At 50.5% G+C, this 20,704-nt stretch carries 16 protein-coding genes; 12 read left to right on the plus strand and 4 right to left on the minus strand.

Annotated features, from left to right (window positions below; translation table 11 throughout):
* The first annotated feature begins 19 nt into the window (after positions 1-19).
* From F0220_RS03090 to F0220_RS03125, 8 genes are all read left to right on the plus strand, one after another.
* On the plus strand, positions 20-586 hold the full coding sequence (locus tag F0220_RS03090) for a TetR/AcrR family transcriptional regulator (protein WP_105601636.1): 567 nt from the start codon (positions 20-22) through the stop codon (positions 584-586).
* Between the two features lie 60 nt (positions 587-646).
* Positions 647-2,632 (plus strand): alpha/beta fold hydrolase, encoded by a 1,986-nt coding sequence (locus tag F0220_RS03095; protein ID WP_105601422.1) that lies wholly within the window; start codon positions 647-649, stop codon positions 2,630-2,632.
* A gap of 95 nt (positions 2,633-2,727) precedes the next feature.
* Complete coding sequence (locus tag F0220_RS03100; protein ID WP_105601420.1) at positions 2,728-3,675, plus strand: aminopeptidase; 948 nt, start codon at positions 2,728-2,730, stop codon at positions 3,673-3,675.
* Between the two features lie 625 nt (positions 3,676-4,300).
* Positions 4,301-4,720, plus strand: a complete 420-nt coding sequence (locus F0220_RS03105) for a chemotaxis protein CheW (protein ID WP_164783412.1) — start codon at positions 4,301-4,303, stop codon at positions 4,718-4,720.
* A 366-nt stretch (positions 4,721-5,086) separates the two neighbouring features.
* Positions 5,087-8,290 carry a DEAD/DEAH box helicase gene (locus F0220_RS03110; RefSeq protein ID WP_105601417.1) on the plus strand — a complete coding sequence of 1,068 codons (3,204 nt, stop codon included), beginning with the start codon at positions 5,087-5,089 and terminating at the stop codon, positions 8,288-8,290.
* 46 nt (positions 8,291-8,336) lie between these two features.
* Positions 8,337-9,149 carry a hypothetical protein gene (locus F0220_RS32375; protein WP_181155561.1) on the plus strand — a complete coding sequence of 271 codons (813 nt, stop codon included), beginning with the start codon at positions 8,337-8,339 and terminating at the stop codon, positions 9,147-9,149.
* A gap of 401 nt (positions 9,150-9,550) precedes the next feature.
* Positions 9,551-10,525, plus strand: a complete 975-nt coding sequence (locus F0220_RS03120) for a M15 family metallopeptidase (protein ID WP_105601415.1) — start codon at positions 9,551-9,553, stop codon at positions 10,523-10,525.
* A 259-nt stretch (positions 10,526-10,784) separates the two neighbouring features.
* Positions 10,785-11,186, plus strand: a complete 402-nt coding sequence (locus F0220_RS03125) for a RidA family protein (RefSeq protein WP_074093334.1) — start codon at positions 10,785-10,787, stop codon at positions 11,184-11,186.
* 461 nt (positions 11,187-11,647) lie between these two features.
* Here F0220_RS03125 and F0220_RS03130 read toward each other — a convergent pair whose 3' ends face one another.
* Positions 11,648-12,706, minus strand: a complete 1,059-nt coding sequence (locus tag F0220_RS03130; RefSeq protein ID WP_181155560.1) for a copper amine oxidase N-terminal domain-containing protein — start codon at positions 12,704-12,706, stop codon at positions 11,648-11,650.
* A 261-nt stretch (positions 12,707-12,967) separates the two neighbouring features.
* Here F0220_RS03130 and F0220_RS03135 point away from each other — a divergent pair, with 261 nt between their 5' ends.
* Entirely contained in the window at positions 12,968-13,444 is a 477-nt protein-coding gene (locus F0220_RS03135) for a GNAT family N-acetyltransferase (protein ID WP_105601412.1), read from the plus strand.
* 47 nt (positions 13,445-13,491) lie between these two features.
* Positions 13,492-14,562 (plus strand): Gfo/Idh/MocA family protein, encoded by a 1,071-nt coding sequence (locus tag F0220_RS03140; protein ID WP_105601410.1) that lies wholly within the window; start codon positions 13,492-13,494, stop codon positions 14,560-14,562.
* Positions 14,563-14,653: 91 nt separating this feature from the next.
* On the opposite strand, the gene F0220_RS03145 is transcribed toward F0220_RS03140, so the two are convergent.
* Together F0220_RS03145 and F0220_RS03150 are read right to left on the minus strand one after the other, a co-directional pair.
* Positions 14,654-15,022, minus strand: a complete 369-nt coding sequence (locus F0220_RS03145; RefSeq protein WP_105601409.1) for a hypothetical protein — start codon at positions 15,020-15,022, stop codon at positions 14,654-14,656.
* Between the two features lie 97 nt (positions 15,023-15,119).
* On the minus strand, positions 15,120-17,702 hold the full coding sequence (locus F0220_RS03150) for a UvrD-helicase domain-containing protein (protein ID WP_105601407.1): 2,583 nt from the start codon (positions 17,700-17,702) through the stop codon (positions 15,120-15,122).
* A 349-nt stretch (positions 17,703-18,051) separates the two neighbouring features.
* Between F0220_RS03150 and F0220_RS03155 the strand changes: the two genes are divergently transcribed.
* On the plus strand, positions 18,052-18,867 hold the full coding sequence (locus F0220_RS03155; protein WP_076329699.1) for a zinc ribbon domain-containing protein: 816 nt from the start codon (positions 18,052-18,054) through the stop codon (positions 18,865-18,867).
* Between the two features lie 73 nt (positions 18,868-18,940).
* Positions 18,941-19,747, plus strand: coding sequence for a TrmB family transcriptional regulator (locus F0220_RS03160; protein WP_091018627.1), 807 nt, complete (start codon positions 18,941-18,943; stop codon positions 19,745-19,747).
* A 269-nt stretch (positions 19,748-20,016) separates the two neighbouring features.
* Here F0220_RS03160 and F0220_RS03165 read toward each other — a convergent pair whose 3' ends face one another.
* Positions 20,017-20,670: an NUDIX hydrolase gene (locus tag F0220_RS03165; RefSeq protein WP_091018629.1), complete on the minus strand. Its 654-nt coding sequence runs from the start codon at positions 20,668-20,670 to the stop codon at positions 20,017-20,019.
* Between the last annotated feature and the right edge of the window lie 34 nt (positions 20,671-20,704).

Raw genomic sequence — 20,704 nt, forward strand, 5'->3', positions numbered from 1 at the left:
ATCCAAGAGTTCCAATCCGGTGAACCGGACCAAGGCAATTGAAGTGGCGGCACAATTATTTCTGCGTCAGGGGTACAGCTACGTCAGCATGGATGAAGTCGTGCGAGTGAGTGGGGTATCGAAGTCGAATATTTATTATCATTTTAAAAACAAGGAGGAACTGCTTCAGGCTGTGGTTCAATACTGGGTTGCCCAGTATGAGTCGGAGCTGTATCTGCTGCTCAGTCAGCGTGAGCGAGGAGTGGAGGAGCGTATATACTCATTCATGGCATTACTGTCGGCAGGCATTGAGGGCCGAAATTACGAAGGGAGCTGTCCTTTTGTTACGTTATATATGCAGACACCGGACAGTGCACCCCAAGTGAAGGAAAGCATATCCAGATTCTTTCGTGAGCTTAGACCTATGGTGGAGAAGTTGTTTCAGCAAGGTTTGGATCGCGGTGAATTTCGCAAAGAGATCGAGCCGGGACCGGCTGCGTTGTTGTTTATTGCAGCACTGGAGGGTTCACTAATCCTGGCGGGAACTGCCCGTGATGTTGGGATTATAGAACAATCGGCACGTACGTTTTGTCAGATGCTTCGTTAATCGAAGCTCTTTTTTTGAATATAACTAGTACTATATAGTACTAAAAGGAGCCGTAACAGAATGATTGTACATACTAACCGTGTATCCAAAGAAGAAAACACAGCAGCAAATTCAACAAACATGAATCAGGTAATAAGCAAGTCTGATATTGAAGCCACGATCATTTTTATGACAGGAAGCACAGGTTTTATCGGCAAAGAAACGGTCAAACAACTCACGCAAGGAGACGTACAATTGCTCTTGTTGGTTCGTTCGGAACAGCGAGCCAGAAATGTGCTGAAGGCTTATGGAGTGGAGGATTTCGACCGGATTACCTTTATTACAGGTGATTTGTCCAAGTCGGGTCTTGGACTTACCGCAGCGGACCGGGTGCGTGCTCTTGAAGCAAATGTGATCATTCATGCGGGAGGAACGATGGACGTCACTTTGGAACGAAAAGTAGCCGAGCAGATATTCATGAACGGGGCCAGAGAACTGGCACAGCTAGCACAGGAAATCCACTGTACTCATGGATTGAGACACTTTATCCACGTTGTTGGTTATATGAGTCCTTATGGAGAGCGGAATGAACAGGGGAATTATCTACAGGTTGAGCATGTGGATAACAATGAAAGTGCATATGAAGAGATGAAGTTCCATGCCGATCTGCACATTCGCGAGCATGCAGAACAGCATCACTATCCCTTATCAGTTGTAAATCCGAGTACAGTGGTTGGGCCACGTCCCACCGGTGAAACCGAGCAAACGGGTGGGATTGGACTGCTCATTCAGGCGATTCAGAAAGGACTTATGCCAGTAGTGCCGGGAGGTTCATCCTATTGGTTACCGCTTGTGGAGAATGACATTGTTGCACAGACGCTTGTTTTTCTATCCAGGGAAGCTGCTCCAGTCGGAGGAACTTATCCATTATTGGCGCGGAGGGAAGACAGTCCCAATATGAAGGAACTACTGCAACTCTTGGCACAGCAATTGGACGTACCCAAGCCCAAAGGGGCTGTGCCACTACGATGGATTCAATGGATCATGAAATCAGGGGGCACACGCATCAGTGGTGTTCCAACGGAGTCGGTTGCTTTTATTACCAACAGATCATTCCCGGTTGAAGAGACGGAGGCTCTGTTTACACGTATGGGGCAATCCTGGCCGGACATCCGGGAACAGCTTCCTCTGGTTACAGCCGATCTGGACTATCGTCTGAGGTATACGCCGTTACCTGAGGGTTTTCCGACAGATTATACTCGGTCACGGAGCGGAAATATGGCTATGCTTGGTTGGGAGGGTGAGGGAGAGCCTTGGATTATTGTACATGGTTTGCTTCAATCTGCGGATGAGATGTTACCTTTGGGACAACAGCTTAGGGAACGGACCGGGAACCCGGTATGGTTAATCGATCTCGCTGGATTTGGACGGTCTCCTGTACATCAGGGAGATGAAGCGTTTGAAGGTCAGGTGGATGCACTGCTTACGGCTCTTGGTGAGTTTGAGGGTCCGGTGAAGCTGGTTGGTCATTCAGTAGGGGCTGCTATTGCAGCTGCGGCACAGATGCGTAGCGGGCGGACAGACATTCGGTTAGGTTTGCTTCAGCCAGTTGCCAACAATTCGAATCCGAATGTGCTAAGAGGGATTTCCCGTTTGCCAAGAGGGGTGATGCGCTCCCTGCTGCGTGGCAGATCGGAGAAAAGTTGGAATCAAATGTTCAGTTCACATAGCGGCGTAAGCAGTGTTATGGCCGATACCATGGGCAAGAGAATACGCTCCAGTCTCCAGTCCCCTCGCATCGCAGGAGCGCATGCAGACTTGTTGCGCTGGATCCACTCGGGTCAGAGGAAAGGCGCCAGATCAACGTTGTGGGCGAAAATGGAAAGTCAGCATTATGCCAAGAATGTATTAGTTGTATGGGCCAATCAAGATCGGGAATATCACTATCCCCAGGATATGAACTCACAGGTCAAACGGATAGATGTACCCCATGGACATTACTTTCCGACGTTTCAGTATAAGGAAACGGCTGCAATCCTCACTGAATGGGCCGATACCTTGAGGTGAGTTCAGGTTTGGATACGCAGGAATCCCGTACCAATTGTCGAAAGGGTCAAGTCGAGTTACGAAGAGGATTAACCAAAGATAGGAGAGATGAATGTATGAGTCAGCAACGTGTGGAAATCAGTAAAAATGTGCTAATCGAATGTCTCGGACTGCGCAGCGGAGAGAATCTGGTAGTTGTCGCAGACGATATGAAACGGGATTTGGCTGAATCCATCTATGAGGCAGGCAAAGCACTTGGTGCAGAGTCGGTCCTGTTAATCATGAAGGAACGCAGCAGATCTGGAGAAGAGCCGCCTGCGCCGATTGCAGAGGCCATGATTCGAGCAGATGTAGCCGTGTGTGTAACGCGATATTCATTAACACATACCCAGGCACGCAAAAAAGCCGCTGCCTCTGGTACCCGAGTGGCAACAATGCCCGGCATGACAGAGGATATGTTTGTGAACGGAGCCATTACAGCTGAATATTCGCAAGTAAAGGCGTTGACCGAGAAGGTAACGGCTCTATTAACCGCAGGTCGCCATGTGCGAATAGAGAAGCAGGGCCATAGTCTTTCCTTTTCCATTGAAGATCGTAACGGTGTACCAAGCACAGGTATGTATTTGAACCCTGGTGAATCGGGCAACTTGCCGTCAGGAGAAGCCTATATTGCTCCCGTCGAGGGCAAGGGCGAGGGCAGTATTATTGTAGATGGTTCCGTTGCTGGAATTGGGGCACTCCGTGAACCGATGCTATTGACCGTTAGTGAAGGACGGTTGGTGTCAGCTGAAGGACCAGATGGGGCTCAATTACTGGAAACGCTTGGTGAGGGCGATGGTCGTTTTCTCGGCGAATTCGGGATCGGTACCAATAACAAGGCACGAATCACGGGTGTGGTGCTGGAAGATGAGAAGGTGTATGGCACAATTCATGTGGCCTTTGGCAGCAATAACACATTTGGTGGAACGATTGCCGCGGGTGTTCATATTGATGCAGTTGTACAAAAGCCGGACGTGTACATCGATGACAGGCTGATCATGCGTCAGGGTGAATTGGTCGAATAACTACAGCGAAGGAAATTGGGCATGTCCACAACGTGTCCACAGTAATGGATAACTGAAGCGGAAATTCAGATTTTACGTCAGATTTACAAACAAATACACAACATGTCCACATTAAATTAATGAATATCCACATGAAACGCTAAAGATATCCACAGCATGTGTGCAATATGTGCACAACTTATCCACAAATCAGGTATAACTCGTGTTTTCATCTGATAAAACAGTTGTTTTGGAGTAATAAAACAAGTTATCCACAGGAATTTCGCTTTTTTGTTCCAAGTATTTGAAAACATAGAAACAGATCCATAAATATATGGGGATAAAAAAGACCAAAAATCGGCATAAAGCTGATCTTTGGTCTTTTTTCGAATATCATTTTTCAATCCAATGTCAGGTTACTTACGCTCAATATTAAAACGACTAACTTCCACCACCCTCTACAACAGGGCAAATGAGCAGAGCGGAGACAGCAACCGTAATGCAACGTCTGTTGAAGTTGGCAAAATTGATCTGAAGCCTAAACATTTGGTCAAAAATAACCGATAAACCAAAGTAATATCTAATGGGACGAAAGTAGTCTGATTATACGGAATGAGAGGGTATGGGGATAACTATGGACGAGGGAATGCAATATATTAATTTTTCGGTAGGAGACCAGATCTTTGCACTACGAATTGATGAAGTTCATGAGATCATCAGAATGGTACAGGTGACAACAGTTCCATTTGGAAGCCCAGAGATCAGAGGTTTTGCTTCGCTGTACGGTAAGGTCGTTTCGGTTGTGAGTCTTCGTGTATTGTTAGGCATGCCGGACCAGGAGGATACTTCTTCTACACGTATTATTGTGGTGCCTTACAAAGGTGGATTTGTACCGCTGATCGTAGATATGGTCGATTCTGTCGTAAGTTACGATCGTTTCGAGGAACCTGCTGAGGAACACCGCCGTTTCATGCTTGGCGTTTTTGACAAAATCGGGTTCTGTGAAGATCATCGTGCAGGCATTTTGAACCTGGATGTATTACTGGGCAGCTTGATCAGATCATAGGAGTATAACGTTCCGTAATTCTTTCAATGTTCAGTATTTCCTTCGGTTTACCCAAATGTTCCTCATCCGCTTTTCGGGAGAAGGGACATTTTTTTGTACCGCTAGGGCGTGTCTGAAAACTCAGAAGGAAGCAGATTTTGCCGAATTTTCGTTCCAAGCAAGAAAGTTTTCCGCAGGCGTGCCGGGGCACGTCAAGGGAAAGTGACGCAGCAGGGGGCGAAAAGGGGGTAAAAGATGCACTTCAGCGAGTTTTGAGACACGCCCTAACCCTCGAAATAACCACTTTTTATGGGCAAAGGTTTTTAAATCCGGTCATTTTCGTATATGATGGAGAGTAACAATGCGAAGGGATGACGGGAGACTTTAATGATGCAATCGCTGTATGGAGTATGGCTTGGTGACGTATTTTTTTGTTTTTCCGGTGAAACATCGGAACCGCGTGTGGATGCATGGAGCCACGTGGTAAGAAGGTTGAATTTTGGCGACGGGGGTCGTCTGTTTCAGCCTGCCGCTCTGCGTCTTGCGGAGCTGCGCTGGCCGAATCCGCTGAGGAACACGGCTGAAGCCAAGAACACGAAGCGGCGTCAGCTGCTGGGGCGCACATTGGAAGGATTGGCAGTCTCGCCTAAGGATGCCTTCAGGTTGCTGCTTCAATGGGATGACCGTTTGTTAAATGCAGCCGGAATTCAGGTTGGAGAAGAGATGCGTTACTGGATCAAAGCAGCGCAGTTCACACAGGAGCTGCTGTTGCGGGGAGCGATTGCTCCATCGGCTGAATTCGCAGCAAAGACCGGAGCACGGCGACGGACCGGGCAAGAGACATTAACAGGCGTATGGCGGCCACGCTTGCAGCAGGAGGAGGACATCGAACGCTTCCGCGATCTTGCTGAAGCGATGCCTCCGATTGGATTGGCCGCTCCTGGAGCTTATGCTTCATTGGAACCGGAAACGCGTGAAGAAGCAGGGGCTGCGGTATTATTTTCATTCATGAGTGGCATGATTCATGCTGTAGTGACAAGTGAACTGGAGAGTATGGACAGTGAACTGTCCCGTTACCGCACCCCATATCGACGCGGATCTTCGCCAGTAGCCGAACTCTGGTGGAACAGTCTGATCTCGATGTTCCGTCCTGTGACTGTGCAAGGGCCGACGGACGATATGACAGCGTTTATTCATACGCTGCAAGAAGTGGGTGGAACGTCAATGCCAATCGTGGGAGCAGAAGAGATGGCACCTGCTGAAGGCCAATTGAAGCTGGTGCTCCGCTTGGAGCCTCCACTGGGCGAACATGAAACGATCTGGGGAGTCAGCTTTTGGGTGGACAGTGAGCAGGAACCAAGCCTGAGGTTGCCTGCACGGACTATCTGGGCACATCCGGAGCGAGATCTGGACCGAGGGAAGGTGTTGTATACCTCGGCGGCAGAGCAATTATTGATGGCACTTGGGCAAGCAGCAGAACTGGCACCTGAACTGGAGACGGCGCTGCTTACCGCTCGTCCGGAGGAAATTAAGCTGGAGCAGCAGGGTTTCTTTGAATTTCTCACGCATGCAGTTCCACGTTTGCAGAAGGCAGGGATAACCGTTCTTATGCCTTCAAGGTGGAGTCGTGCCGGGAAACGTCGTGCGGGACTACGTCTGCAGATGTTGAATCGGGGAACAGAGCGTTTGCCTGGAGCCACATCTGCACTGGGCATGGAACAATTGGTTGCTTTCAAAGCAGAGCCTATGCTGGATGGTAAACCGGTCACGGCGGAGGAACTGGCAGCACTGGCTGAATCCACAGTTCCGTATGTCATGTTCCGTGGTGAATGGATTGAAGTGGATACAAAAGAGATTCGCCAAGTCCTGCGTTATATGAAAAAAGAAGAAGAACAATATATGCCTCTCTCCGAATGGCTGCATCTGGCAGCGGATGAAGGGGAGGATTCCGCCTGGAAGGGTCTTTCCGTCTTTGGTGCCGAATCTGATGGGATGCTTGCTTTTCTGCTCGATGGACAGGTGCTTCGCAGCATTGAGCCTCGTCAGGTTCCGGCAGAATTGCATGGTGAACTAAGACCTTATCAGGAACGAGGTTACCAATGGTTATCCGCTATGCGTGAGCTGGGCTTTGGCGTATGTCTCGCGGACGATATGGGACTTGGGAAGACCATTCAGGTAATTACCTGTCTGCTGGACCGCAAACATGAGGAACGCCAGGCAGCTGAAGAGGAAGCGCGTGAGAATGAGCTCCTGAATGGATCAGATGATTCTTTCCCGGCGGATCAGCACACGAATGAGCAGCATGTTCATCTGCCTGCACTTATTGTGTGTCCTACCTCGCTGCTTGGAAACTGGCAGCGTGAGCTGAAGCGGTTTGCCCCGGATCTGTCCCTATATATTCATCATGGCGGACAACGGCTGCACGGGAATGATTTTCAGGCAGAAGCGCAGACGCATGACATTGTACTGACGACCTATCATCTGGCAGGCAGAGATGGCCCGGATCTGGCTTCATTGCACTGGTCCACCATTGTGCTGGATGAGGCACAATATATTAAGAACTACCGTACCAAACAAGCGCAAAGCGTGATGCGCCTGTCTACACTTCATCGTATTGCGATGACGGGAACGCCTGTAGAGAACCGATTGAGCGAACTATGGTCGATTTTCCAGTTTCTCAATCCGGGGTATTTGGGAACAGCTTCATCGTTCCGCCAGCGGTATACGGGACTGGGGCCATCCGAAGAAAATGCAGCCTCCTTGCGTGAGCTTCATCGACTGGTATCTCCATTCATGCTGCGCAGGCTGAAAAGTGATCCGGATATTCGCAAGGATCTGCCAGAGAAGCTTGAACTGAAATCCTATTGTTCTCTGACGCCGGAGCAGACGGTGCTGTACCAGCGTGTGGTGGATGATCTGATGGGTGGTCTGGACGGCAGAAATGGTATTGCCCGGAAGGGGATTGTGCTGTCCTCCCTGACCAAGCTCAAACAGATCTGTGATCATCCGGTGCTGGCGGACAGTAATCGGAAAGACCACGGCAAGGCTGAGGCATCCGGTAAGATGGAACGTTTGCTTGAACTGCTGGATGCCATCCGTGATAACGGGGAATCCGCCCTGATTTTCACGCAGTATGTTGCTATGGGAGATTTGTTGGTATCGAGGTTGAAACAGCGATATGAGGAAGAACCCTATTTCCTGCATGGTGGTGTGTCGAAGGCGCAAAGAGATGATATGGTGGAGACTTTCCAAAAAGGAGAGGGGCCGTCCATGTTTGTTCTATCTCTTCGTGCCGGAGGTGTGGGTCTGAATCTGACACGGGCGAGTCATGTCGTTCACTATGATCGGTGGTGGAATCCCGCGGTTGAGAATCAGGCGACGGACCGTGTATTCCGAATTGGACAGAATCGCAACGTGCAGGTGCATAAGCTGATCTGTCAGGGAACGCTGGAGGAACGGATTGATGAGCTGATTGAAAGCAAGAAGGCACTCTCCGAGCAGGTCGTTGGTTCGGGTGAGAACTGGCTGACCGAGATGTCGGATGATGAGCTGCGCGGTCTAATCTCACTTCAGGGTGAGACGTGGCTGTGACCTTGAACATTCAGGGGAATATAGATGTTGAGAAAGGGGGATTATTGTGAGCGAAAAATGGAAGATCGAGCTGCATATGTCCCCCGGTGGGTGGACAGCAGAAGTAAATACAGCAGCGGAAGCGGACCAGGAAGTTTCCGTTTCCGCTTCCGCTGTTGAGGGCAAGACCGGATCAGCCGCAGGCATGTTCACGGTCACGGGAACGCCGGCGCGACTGAGCGAAGCCCAGCGCGAGGCTGTGCTGGCTCAACTGCGCAAGCGCCCGCTGACGCTGTACGCCCTGCTGCGCGGCGGCCCGGCGTCCGAGGAGCTCGCCGGGCTGCTGCCGGCTGCGCAAGCGCCCGAGGGCTCGCCAGGCGCAGCAACGGCCAGCGCGGCCGTGGCATGCACCTGCGGCCGCCCGAGCTGCGCGCATGCCGCGGCCGCTGAGCGCGCCGTAGCCGCGCGCCTCGCGGCCGAGCCGCTGCTGCAGCTGGCGCATGCCGGCCTGCCGCGCGAAGCGCTGCTCGCCGGCGTGCTGGGGGCATGGGCGGAGGAACTCGCCCATGATCCCAGCGGCCCCGGCCGCGCAGCGGAAACGGCTGGCCGCCCGCAAGTGCGGGGCGGCGAAGGCGGCGCGGCCGTCGGCGAGTGGATCGCCGAGGCCGCCGCGGACGGCGCCATGCACCAGCCGGGGCCGGGCTTTGGGGCCGTTGAGGTGCGCCTTACGCGGCCGGGCAAGCCGCCGGCCTTGCCGGAGCTGACGGCGCTGCTGCCGGGCGTGCCGGCCACCGCAGGGCTGGATTTGATCCGCGAGCGTGTAGCCGCGCGGATGTGGCAGGCTGTCCAGAAGAAGGCGGACAGCCCGGCAACCAAATGATGCACCCATTAGAGCGGGGGAGATCTCAGATCACCCCTGCTGTTTTTATTGCAGCATGTTGCATTATTCGATTTAATTCATTTCCCGGTAACAAGATGAATTTTGTCTTTATCCAACAATGCTCATTAGTAAAGTGTATCTCGGTATAATCACTTTTTTGCATATGGAATATAAGAAGGCATATTCCCATTTCACTTCTATTGTGTACAGCATGGGGATGTTGCTCTAAAAGTCCAAAAAACGATCATACAGGCTGTACAGCCCGTATATGTTCATTCGGATCTCTTCTAAAGGACGTCTTTACCGGTGGAGCTTCGCTCCCAATTAAGGTATACTGTCGCAGGGAACATTGCACGCTGAGAACTATACAACATTTATATTATTGCGATAGGAGTTTTTACATGAAATCAACTACAGGAAGACAGCGCCGCATGGTGGTTATGCTGTCCTCATTGATGATATGCGGAGCATTGCTTGCCGCGTGCCAGAACGGTTCAGGCACAGAGGAGAGCCAGAATCCGAATGGAACAGGTAACACACAACAGGAGACGGACGGCACAACGGTTCATTTTACGGAGGATAAAGGAACGGATGGCGACAATGCTGGCGGGGATGACACATCATCTTCTGGCAACAACGGTGAAGGCACGGATAGCGAGCCTGGGAATGCTTCAGCGGGCGAAGGGCAGGGCTCTTCGGACAATGGGAATGGTGGGACAGCGGAAGATCCATTGCTGGAGAAACGCAGTATCAGCGCACTGCAAACGACAATTGATGCACAATCCGTGGTGACCAATGCCGAGTCTATGACCGTCATTGTGAACAAACAACGGAGTCTGCCCGACGGGTACGAGCCGGACGATCTGGTAGAGCCGAATGTACCGTTCTCCTTCGATGAACCACACGAGAAGCGGCATATGCGCAAGGAAGCAGCCGAGGCACTGGAGAAGTTGTTTGCAGGTGCAAAAGCGGATGGCATTGAGCTTCGTGCGGTGTCCGGTTATCGTTCATATCAGCGTCAGGTATCCATCTATAACAACAATGTCAAAACCAAAGGTCAAGAATACACGGATCGCGTGAGCTCTGTTCCAGGCCGAAGCGAACATCAGACCGGTCTTGCCATTGATGTATCCAGCCCGAGTGTGGGCAATGTGCTGGAAGAGGTATTTGGCACATCGAAGGAAGGCCAGTGGTTGGCTGAACACGCTGCAGAATACGGATATGTCATCCGTTATCTGCAAGGTGAAGAAGATACCACAGGGTACGTCTATGAGCCTTGGCATATCCGGTACATCGGTACAGATTTGGCACCGGATGTGGCGAAGAGTGGGTTAACTCTGGAAGAATATTTCGATGAGGCGAATATCAAGTTGTAATCAGGCCAACCTATGGTTTCCATTTGATTAGTTAATACTATCTCGTTATGAAGAGGTCCCAGGAAGCGCATCATTTGTTGAACAGATGGTGCCCTTCCTGGGACTTTTTTTGTGTACATCGAATTTTGGTATATCAAATATGTGCGAAGAAGAAGAACCAGCCAGATTTAAGTTTTAAGTTTTTGTTCGGGATTCGAATGGGCTGATATAATTAAGGTATGCATTATAGATAAATACAACCAAAGCGAGGGACGAGAGAATGAGCAGACAGCAGGTATTTACGGGCTCCCCATGGGAACCGTTGGTGGGATATTGCCGTGCCATCCGTGTAGGGAACCGAATTGAAGTGGCGGGTACAACCGCAATGCAAGATGGTGTAGTTGTTGGGGCAGGTGATCCGTATGCACAGACAAGGTTCGTTTTGCAGACGATCGAGAATGCACTGAAAGAACTGGGGGCTGACATGTCGCATGTGGTGAGAACCCGGATGTTTGTGACCGATATCTCCAGATGGGAGGAAGTTGGCAAGGCACACGGTGAATTTTTTGGACAGATCCAGCCTGTAGCCACCATGGTTGAAGTTAGCGCACTCATTGATCCCTTGTTGATGGTTGAGATTGAAGTGGAAGCGATTGTTGAAGATGAAGTCACAGCCGATTGATTCTGACGGTGAGATTCCTTAGATTTTTGCGGGTACTTCAAATCCTTGAATAAGATGCCTCAGATTCGTTAGCGTTAACTCCGCTTGCTCTTACATTCGGTAAGCAATGTATTTCGTATGCATCGCACATCGCACGTGTCTGCTCCGGACAAGTTCCAGATACCCTTCGGTTTGAAGCAGTTTGTAGACACACTCTAAAAAACCAGAACCAAAACCAAAAAAACAACCTTATCCATGCCTGTCAAAAGACAAGCGGATAAGGTTATTTTGAATTGACTTCGCCGCCTGGCCGCACGGCTGAGCTCCTGATGCGCCAAACTCATTACACCGCGCGCCAGGAACTACATGCGGATGGCTGGTCATTATGATGCTCCACACTCATGACCCCGCGCTAAGCGATGCAAATGGTCGTCTGCAACAACATATAACATGTGTTTCAGCCAGTCGCATTTCTAATCGATTTATTTCGCTTCCGGTTGTGCTGCTGGTGTTTCAACAACCACTTTCCATGCCGTTCCGATTGGAGGCAAACTGCGAGTTAGCATAGGGCTGTAAAAACCGATCACTTTAGTTCCTTTAGTCAGTTCTTCGGCCTTTACCGTTTCGCCTTCGTGATTCACGAGCAGCGTATCTTTAGCGATATTCAGCACGACATGGTCAGGAGCCGTCTCAGTTAAACGTGTACCTGTGATCTCAATCTGTGAGATGCCGCCTTCAGCTGTTGTTACATTTTCAATCGTACCGGCTGTACCCAGTACCTCTTTAGGTTGTGCCTGAGATGCTGTAGCCGCATCCAGTACAGTGACTGTATAGGTAGGCGTTTGTGGTGGCAGACTGCGGGTAGTGATCAGGGAATGCTCAGCTTCCACGTTCATGCCGATGGCCAGATCAGTCAGTGCAATCTCTTTTCCCTCAACGGAGATGAATTTTGTCTCATCGCTCAGATTGAGCACAATGCCATCCAACCCTGCACCGCCAATCTGGATGGACTTGTATTTATCCTGGTTTGAAATTCTGGTAATGACACCACGTTCAGTAACCGTCTTCACGTCCTCTTCACTGGAGATCGTCACCTGATTTCCTGTTGTGTTCACTTGTCCATGCAGTGCTTTCTCAGCAAAAGAAACCGGTACATACAATTTGCCGCCTGTGATTTCGGGCGCTGTACCCAGCGTGAGCAGCATTTTATTCACGGAATATTGATCCTTGCCTGTGATTACCTGTGTCCAGAGAGCACCATGAGTCAGCTCTGCAGTTTTAGTTTCTTTTTTCCATTCCAGTTCAATACCCAGTGCGTCCGTAAGATCACGCAGCGGGATCATGGCTACTTTGCCATCCTTATTCCAATAACCATCAGAGATGGATGCACCATTCACGGATACGTTTACTACACTCGCTGCATTACTATCTGCTGAAACGGATGTTTGATGGACTGGTTGTGTGTTGTCCAGTGTTGCTGCATAAGCGGCTCCACCACCCAATGCCATGGATAGGGCCATCAGTGCACTTACTTTTTTCATGTTGTTGTTCATCAATATTCATCCCTTCTAATCTGTGTACTGACGCGGTAAAATCTTCCTTAGGGCCGCGCTTCAAGTTAATAGACGGGACATATCGTCTCAGTGTTGCAGTTGAAATGCAATGAATGTAAGCGGTAAGTTATTTTAAATTAGAAATATCGCTTGTATTGCAGGTTATCCGCAGCAGGATCAGGTTAATTTCAGGTAAGTGGCCAAACCTTTGTCCTATTTCACATTCAAGTACGAGGAGGAACCGATTAGATGAGTGATATGTTGGTAGCGCTCTATCGTTTACCGGAGCAAGAGAGTGGACTGAGAAAGCTGGAGGAATCCTCCATTGTGATTCGAAGAGCCATTGCCCCAGAGAAACAGCTTGTACTGGATTGGGTGAGGTCACATTTTAGCCAAGCTTGGGTGGATGAATGTGAGGTCGCTTTTGCACGTCAGCCCGTGTCCTGTTACATCGCCGTTGAGCATGGGGAAATGATCGGATTTGCCTGTTACGAAGCGACATGTCGCAACTTCTTTGGACCAACAGGCGTGAGCCAGGATGCACGGGGCAAAGGTGTAGGAACAGCCCTGTTACTGGCCTGTATGCATGCGATGAAGGCGGACGGTTATGGTTATGCGATTATCGGATCAGCGGGACCTGTGGATTTCTATGCCCGAACATTGGGTGCTGTGAAGATCGAAAATTCAACCCCGGGTATTTACGAAGGCATGCTGCGGGCAGACTAGACGATAGTGATGTTGTGGAAGTTGTGGAAAAGGAAGGGAGGACGATGATGAGCACGAAACAAATGCTGCACATTGGAATGATCGGTACAGGATCCATCTCGGATCTTCATATGAGGTGTTACGCCAAAAATGAGGATGCTGTCATCTATGCCATCTGTGATCTGAACGAAGAGCGGGCTAAGGCTGCGGCACAGAAGTATGATGCTCAATCCGTGTACACCGATTATCGGGAGATGCTGGAGGACCCGCATGTGGATGCTGTCAGTATCTGTACCTGGAATAATACACACGCCGAATTTGCCATTGCTGCACTGGAGGCAGGCAAGCATGTGTTGCTGGAGAAACCGATCGCAACCAATGTGGAAGATGCACTGCGGATTGAAGAAGCGGTGAAGAAGAGCGGACGTACCTTTATCGTTGGATTTGTGCGTCGGTATGACAACAATATGCAGATGATGCGCAGATTCATTGATGCCGGGGAGTTTGGTGAACTGTATTATGCCAAAGCTTCCATTCTGCGGCGTCACGGCAATCCAGGTGGTTGGTTCGCTGACAAAAGCCGTTCCGGCGGAGGCCCCCTGATTGATCTGGGCGTACATATTATCGACCAATGCTGGTATCTGATGGGCAGGCCGAAACCTGTTTCGGTCAGTGGTAATACGTATCGGAAGCTGGGCAATCGTGCCCATATCGAACATCTTTCTTTTTACAAAGCAGCCGACTACAGCGCAGCTGTGAATGATGTGGAAGATATGGCGAATGCACTTATTCGGTTTGAAAACGGGGCTTCGCTGGCGGTGGATGTGAGCTTTACCCTGCATGCACGCGGAGATGAATCTTCTGTGAAATTATACGGCGAGCGTGGTGGGTTCGAACTGGAGCCGGAGACACTGATCGTCACGGAGAAAAATAATACCATCCTGAATATTGAACCCCAGACGGACAATACGGGTCTCCATATTCATAGTGCATTCCAGAACCAGATTGACCACTTTGTGGATTGTTGTCTGAACGGTACAGAGCCGATCAGCCCAATTGCAGATGGGGTGGCTTCCACACGCATGCTGTGCGGAATCTACGAATCCGCTGAGAAAGGGCAGGAAATTCGTCTGGATTGAGTTCATTTTACATGGCAGTTGTCCTTCATCATATAAAAAAAGCATGCGTCTTCCGCGTGATCTGCGGTTACGCATGCTTTTTGGCATCAGGTCATTTATTCAGTGGTGAATTCTCGTATCCAGGGTCATCATAATCCGTATCCTGCAGCCTTGGAAGCACGTTCATGCTTTCAATTGCCTGCCGCGAATCCGGCGTGCCATGGTCGTAGAGAAAGGTATACAACAAGGTCATGCCATCCGAAAATTGCTCTGTCGCCTCATCATGATCTGCCGATTTGTAGGGCACCGGGGCCCGTTGCAAAGTATAGGCATCGTCATCCTCCAACACCTTCATCAGATCTTTCAATCGGCCCAACTGTTCGCCATCCACCAACACCTCAAAGGGTGTAGATTCGTTCTTTGTTTGTTCAATCAAGTTATGAGTTACCGATACATACAGATGTTGTTTGCCGTCCTGCATAATCCAACCCCCATTCTGAAATGGAAAAAAGACGCTTCTACTGTTAATAAACAGCAAAAAGCGCCCTGAAACGAGCTATAACGGTATCCTGTTTCGTTTATTTCCCAAATCTCCCCGTTACGGGTACCTGGCGGGTGCCGGCCTCCATCGATCCTGAACACAGGGGACAGGCGGGAGGGCTGGATGATACCTTCTTGTTTGTTTTTGCAGAAGGCACAGCCGGCTTCTGTCTTAGCCACGCTTTACAGGTGGACGAACTGCACTTCCAGACCGCAACGGTCTCTGTACGCTCAGCATTACCTGAACCTGAAGTATGCGAATGTGAACTAGAGGAATTCGCAGCTGTCGGACTCACACCTGTGGTGCTGAATGCCTTATGGTTGCGAATCTCCCCACTACCGCGCCGTTCACCGAGGCGATCCTCATCACGTTCGTTGTGGACCTCGAAGTCACGACGGTCACTGTGGCTAATTGCACGGCGCTGTGCCATATCCCGACCTTCGGAACGGGCACCTGAGCCTGAGTGGGCATACTGCGTATTTCCTTTGCCATATGAAGTCTGACTGCTCGTTCGGCTCTCTTCACGAGGTTTACGTTTGTCCGGAACTTCCATGCCGAAGGCTTCGAGCAAGAAGCGGGACACGTCTGCTGGCTTTCCGTGATGAGATGCGGGTGAGGTGACATACAAGTACTGCTTGGCCCTTGTGATGGCAACATAGGCGAGCCTGCGTTCTTCCTCCAGCGCCATGTCCAGTTCGGCGTCTGTCTGTTGCACAGCAAGCGCAGCTTTCTGATCCTCGGGGATATCCTGGCGTAGTGCGGTACTGTGGGGCACAATGCCTTCACTGGCTCCAATCCAGTATACACAAGGGAACTCCAGTCCTTTGGCACGGTGAATGGTCATCAGCTGCACTGCGTCACTGTCCTGTGCGCGGCGCAGAGATTCCATCTCACGGTGTCTGCGGGAGAGCTCATCCGCGAATTGGATGAACTCTTCCACCGTTTCGAATTTTTTGACGGCAGCTTCGAATTCATCTAGGGTTTCCAGCATCGTTTCCTTATAATGGGTGAAGATGCTGGGATCACCACTTTCCATATACTTGTCGTAGAACTGCCTGCGCATCTCCTGAATGGCGATGATGGGTTTTAGTTTGTGCAGTGATTTGATCAGTTTGATGCGTTCTTTGACCTGTTCCTGCTGAAACGGTTTCAGCTTGTCCCATTTCACCAGATGAATGAGCGGATATTTCTTCGCCTGTTGTTGTTCACAGCGCTGAATCCACTCGAGCCCTGCATCCCGTGATACATAGAGCGGTCCCAGCGCACTTGGGAGAGCATCCATGGCACGTGGATCAAGGGACAGACGCAAATGATCCATCAAGGGTCTGATGAGAGACTGGTCATAGAACACCGGAGAAGCCCCATGCTGTACAAAAGGTACATCTTTCAACACAAGCTGCTCAAATACAGCCCGGCTGCTGCTTGCTGTCCGGTGAAGAATCGCAATATCGCGATAGGTGTGTTGCCCTTCTTCAACCTGTTGACACAGCTGGTTTACAACCCACGCCGCTTCTTCCTCCGCATTGGAAGGTGTAGCGAAACGGGGCGCATCTCCACGGTTTCCAGCGGCACGTAGCCGTTTGTCACGTCTGCGTTTATTGCGGGCGACCAGTTCACTTCCGAGTCCCAGAATGCGTGCATCACTACGATAATTGATATCCAGCGTCACAATGCGTGCGCCGGGGTATACTTTATCGAATTCCAAAATTGATTCCTGGCGTGCGCCATTAAAGGTATAGATCGTCTGGTCATCATCTCCTACAACCATCAGATTGCGGTGAGCGGAAGCCAGTTTTTGCACAATTTCATATTGCAGATGGTTGGTATCCTGGAACTCGTCCACCATAATGTACTGGAAACGCTTCTGAAGCGGCCCCAGAACAGCAGGATCACGAAGCAGCGCGGCTGCCCGTAGTAAAATATCATCAAAATCCATTTTGCCGCGATCCTGTTTCCAGGCTTCGTAACCAAGCAGAACACGCTTGGCATCACGTTCTTCCTGCGATTTTTCAGGCAGGTCGGTTGTTTCCGATCCTTGCATCTTCCATGCGGACAGCATGGCCAGCAGACTTTCAGGCTGGAAGGCTTCACTCATGCCATTTTGGCGAAGAAGCATCTTCAGCACCGTATGCTGGGCTCGCGACTCACCAAAGATCTCTTCCTGCACGCCATAATGACGCAGCAATGTCAGCGCAAAAGAGTGGAAGGTGCGAGCCTGCACGGCTCTCGCGGCTGCCGGACGTATACCTGGCAATGCGGCGATCCGGTCTTTCATCTCGGTGGCGGCTTTGTTCGTGAACGTCACCAGCAGGATACTGCCAGCATGTACGCCGCTGACCTCTATGAGATAGCCGGCTCTTGCGGCCAGTACAGTTGTTTTGCCACAACCAGCTCCGGCGAGCGTCAGGATCGGTCCTCTGCCGTGACGGACTGCCGAGATTTGTGGTGCATTTAGCTTAATACCAGCCTCTTCCAGAGAGCGAAAATAAAAGGCATCTTGTTGATCATTACCCACGAGTTGCCGACTGGTCTCCAGCGGAGCAGACGGGGACTGGGGCAGGGACGCCGCCGGGGTAACCCCGAGCGGACGGGGGTAGAACGTTGAGTTCGGACTTAACATGTTTCATCCACCTCTGTATGCATTCAGGGATAGGACTATCCCGGTTAAAAGTAAACCATTTGCCCTTTTCACAATCGCATTGTAAATTGGTATGATAGAGTTAGTCGCCTAATCAGGCGGTTAAGTATGGTCAAAGCTTCATTATACCCGAACATATGGTCTTGACGAAAGCCCCTGATTTCATCCAGTATCGGTATAAAACGGGCACCTGCACGAGATTACGCAACTTTTTGGCATGATATCGTATAAGTTATATGCCTGAGCATTTTGCATGAAGGATGTAATATGCTAATTTACTACTAAATAGAAATGATAATATTGGTTTTGACGGGACAGAGGAGGAATGGTCATGAAACTGCTTCAGCGCATCAAAGACGGAGCGAACAAAGCAACAGAGCGTGCCCAACACGCCGTTGAGATTGGGAAATTGAACAACCAGATTGTGGGCTTGCAACAGGAACAGGAAGTCCATTTTACAGATATGGGTCGCATCTTCTATGAGGGTTATCGGGCACAGGATATGACGCGTGCGGAAAAAGAAATGGTGGATCTGTCGCAGCTGTGCGACGAATTGCAGGACGAGATTGATGGCCTTCGCAACAAGATTGCACAACTTAAGAACGAACGGTTGTGCGAGTGTGGACACGTCGCTTCCCTGGATGCCAACTTCTGCCCTAAATGTGGACGCAAGTTGGGTGAACTCAAGACAGCAGCGCCTAAAGTAGGAGCAGCAGGAGTCGCAGGAGCCACCACAGCCGCGAGACAGGAGGCAGCTGTAACTCAGACCCAAACTCCGGAGCCGGACTTCTACGATGCGCCACCAGAATTGGAACTGGAGGAAGATGAGCCGTATCACACAGTCATTCCGTCCATAGCCGATCTGGAGACAGAATCGGAATATAACAGTACGGAATTTACCCAGGAAGAAAAGGAAGCGTTCGATGCAGAGTGGGAACGCCGCAGAGATGAAGAGATGCAACGGGAACGCGAGCGTCAGCAGGAACTGGACGAACGCATCCGCTACTGGAAGGAAAATAACCCGATTGTGAACACGGTGGACGTACAGACCGAAGTTTCACGCGAAATGGTGAATTGTCAGATTTGTGCAGCCGAGCTGCCCAAAGGTTCGAAGTGGTGCCCGCGCTGTGGTGCTGAACAGATCTGATCTGATGCAGTAGAAGCACTGCCGCATCAGTGTGAGGCAGTGCGGGTTGCTGACAGCATGGGGGGACGGGAATATGGACCAACTGCTGCATCATTTGCGTCATCTCGGATTTACCGAGATGGAATCTAAAATTATGGTGGAACTCGCCCGCCAGGGATCGGCTTCAGGATATGAGGTTGCGAAGCGGCTGGGCGTGTCCCGTTCCAATGTATATGCGACCCTGCAACGGCTGGAACAACGTGGTTTCCTGCGGTGCAGTCCGGGGGAGCCGGCGAAGTATAGTGTGCTGAAGCCTGAGGAGATGACACGTATGATCTCCGATCAGATGCGTACCTCGCTGGATTATGTTCAGAGCAGCATGCCCAAGAGTGAACCGGAAAAGCCTGTCTTCTATAACGTCGAAGGGGACAAAAATGTGTTTGAGAATCTGAGCCGTGAATTGGCCGAGGCTCAGCATGAGATTGTTGTAGACGTCTGGCGTGAAGAGGCAGAGCTGCTGCGTAATGACTTACAGCAGGCTGAAGCTCGGGGTGTGCGGCTGTTATGGTCGTGTGATGGTGGTGAAGGCATGCTGGATCAGCCTGTCCCTTGGCCAGGCATGCCTATGTATGGTACAGGTAATGGTCGGAAATTTTCCCTGGTGGTCGATCGCCGCTGGTGCATGCTGGGCATGCGTGGGGAATCATGCGCCACACAGGCAGTGGTGACGGAGCATCCGGTAATGACTGGACTGCTGCTGAATCATTTTGCTCAAGAGCTGGTGTTGTACGAACTGGAACAGGATATGGGTGAGGAACTGGAGTCACGCTATGGGCACCGGTACGAAGAAATCTCTGCACGTTATTGGTCTTCTCCATCAGGAGAGGGTGACCAGAGCTAGACAGATCGGCGACTAATTCACCTCAGATGGAGTGAACATGCCAGCACAAACGTACCTATCTTGATGAAACGAATACGTGTGTACATAAAGCAGGCGCTGCCCGAAGGCAGGCGCCTGTTTGTGCTGGTTTGAGATATGACAGTGATGTTCGTCACAGCATCTGTTTCCAGTCAAGTCGATAGTAAAGGTATGAAGTTATGCTATTTTTGAGAAAATGAAGCTATGAACATTCGATTGAACTGGATCGGGTTGAACAGGATCCTACATGATCACTCTTTGGGCACGTGATATAGAGCTTCGAGCACATCCGTATAATAAGCTGTACCATGGGGTACAAATTCCGTTGCCCGAATCTCGCGAACGATACGTTCCGGTTCATCAGCTACATGATCACTAGACGGGTGAGTCTGAACTCCGGTAGCTTGAATGACGTCGATCTCATTACGAAACAAAGCGAGTAGATCATTCAGCGGCACTTCATACAGGCTATCCACCTCGCTAGGCTGCAGAACGTAGGCTTCGAGCGGCTGGTTCAGACATAATCCATAGACCGCGCTGAATTCCCGATCTATGAATGGGACACCACGCACCTCTCCTTGGAGCTGCTGTGTAGCCGTGAGTAGATAGGTTAGTGCCTCGAATGGAGTATTCACACCCAGTTCTTCCTCCAGCTCACGACTGGCGTCTTGCAGTTGTTCACCTGCGGTAAGATGGCCTGCTGCTGTAATGTCGTAACATCCGGGGAAAGTATCCTTAATATCACGCCGTCGCTGAAAAAGAACCTGTCGCTGCTCGTCTTTGTCACGCACAATCCAGCAGTGGAATGAACGGTGCCAATATCCTTTGGCATGGACCTCACTGCGTAGTGAAGTGCCGATCCAATTTTGCTGATCGTCATAAATGTCGAAACGTTCTGGGGTCATGATACGTATCTCCTTATATAGCAGATTTTAAAGT

It is taken from the genome of Paenibacillus sp. 37 (genome assembly GCF_008386395.1).
Classification (GTDB): Bacteria; Bacillota; Bacilli; order Paenibacillales; family Paenibacillaceae; genus Paenibacillus; species Paenibacillus amylolyticus_B.

What these genes read in the sequence shown, in the direction of transcription:
- F0220_RS03095 (WP_105601422.1), top strand. Translation starts at nt 647, where the DNA reads ATGATTGTACATACTAACCGTGTATCCAAAGAAGAAAACACAGCAGCA.
- F0220_RS03100 (WP_105601420.1), top strand. Translation starts at nt 2,728, where the DNA reads ATGAGTCAGCAACGTGTGGAAATCAGTAAAAATGTGCTAATCGAATGT.
- F0220_RS03105 (WP_164783412.1), top strand. Translation starts at nt 4,301, where the DNA reads ATGCAATATATTAATTTTTCGGTAGGAGACCAGATCTTTGCACTACGA.
- F0220_RS03110 (WP_105601417.1), top strand. Translation starts at nt 5,087, where the DNA reads ATGATGCAATCGCTGTATGGAGTATGGCTTGGTGACGTATTTTTTTGT.
- F0220_RS03120 (WP_105601415.1), top strand. Translation starts at nt 9,551, where the DNA reads ATGAAATCAACTACAGGAAGACAGCGCCGCATGGTGGTTATGCTGTCC.
- F0220_RS03125 (WP_074093334.1), top strand. Translation starts at nt 10,785, where the DNA reads ATGAGCAGACAGCAGGTATTTACGGGCTCCCCATGGGAACCGTTGGTG.
- F0220_RS03130 (WP_181155560.1), bottom strand. Translation starts at nt 12,706, where the DNA reads ATGAAAAAAGTAAGTGCACTGATGGCCCTATCCATGGCATTGGGTGGT.
- F0220_RS03135 (WP_105601412.1), top strand. Translation starts at nt 12,968, where the DNA reads ATGAGTGATATGTTGGTAGCGCTCTATCGTTTACCGGAGCAAGAGAGT.
- F0220_RS03140 (WP_105601410.1), top strand. Translation starts at nt 13,492, where the DNA reads ATGAGCACGAAACAAATGCTGCACATTGGAATGATCGGTACAGGATCC.
- F0220_RS03145 (WP_105601409.1), bottom strand. Translation starts at nt 15,022, where the DNA reads ATGCAGGACGGCAAACAACATCTGTATGTATCGGTAACTCATAACTTG.
- F0220_RS03150 (WP_105601407.1), bottom strand. Translation starts at nt 17,702, where the DNA reads ATGTTAAGTCCGAACTCAACGTTCTACCCCCGTCCGCTCGGGGTTACC.
- F0220_RS03155 (WP_076329699.1), top strand. Translation starts at nt 18,052, where the DNA reads ATGAAACTGCTTCAGCGCATCAAAGACGGAGCGAACAAAGCAACAGAG.
- F0220_RS03160 (WP_091018627.1), top strand. Translation starts at nt 18,941, where the DNA reads ATGGACCAACTGCTGCATCATTTGCGTCATCTCGGATTTACCGAGATG.
- F0220_RS03165 (WP_091018629.1), bottom strand. Translation starts at nt 20,670, where the DNA reads ATGACCCCAGAACGTTTCGACATTTATGACGATCAGCAAAATTGGATC.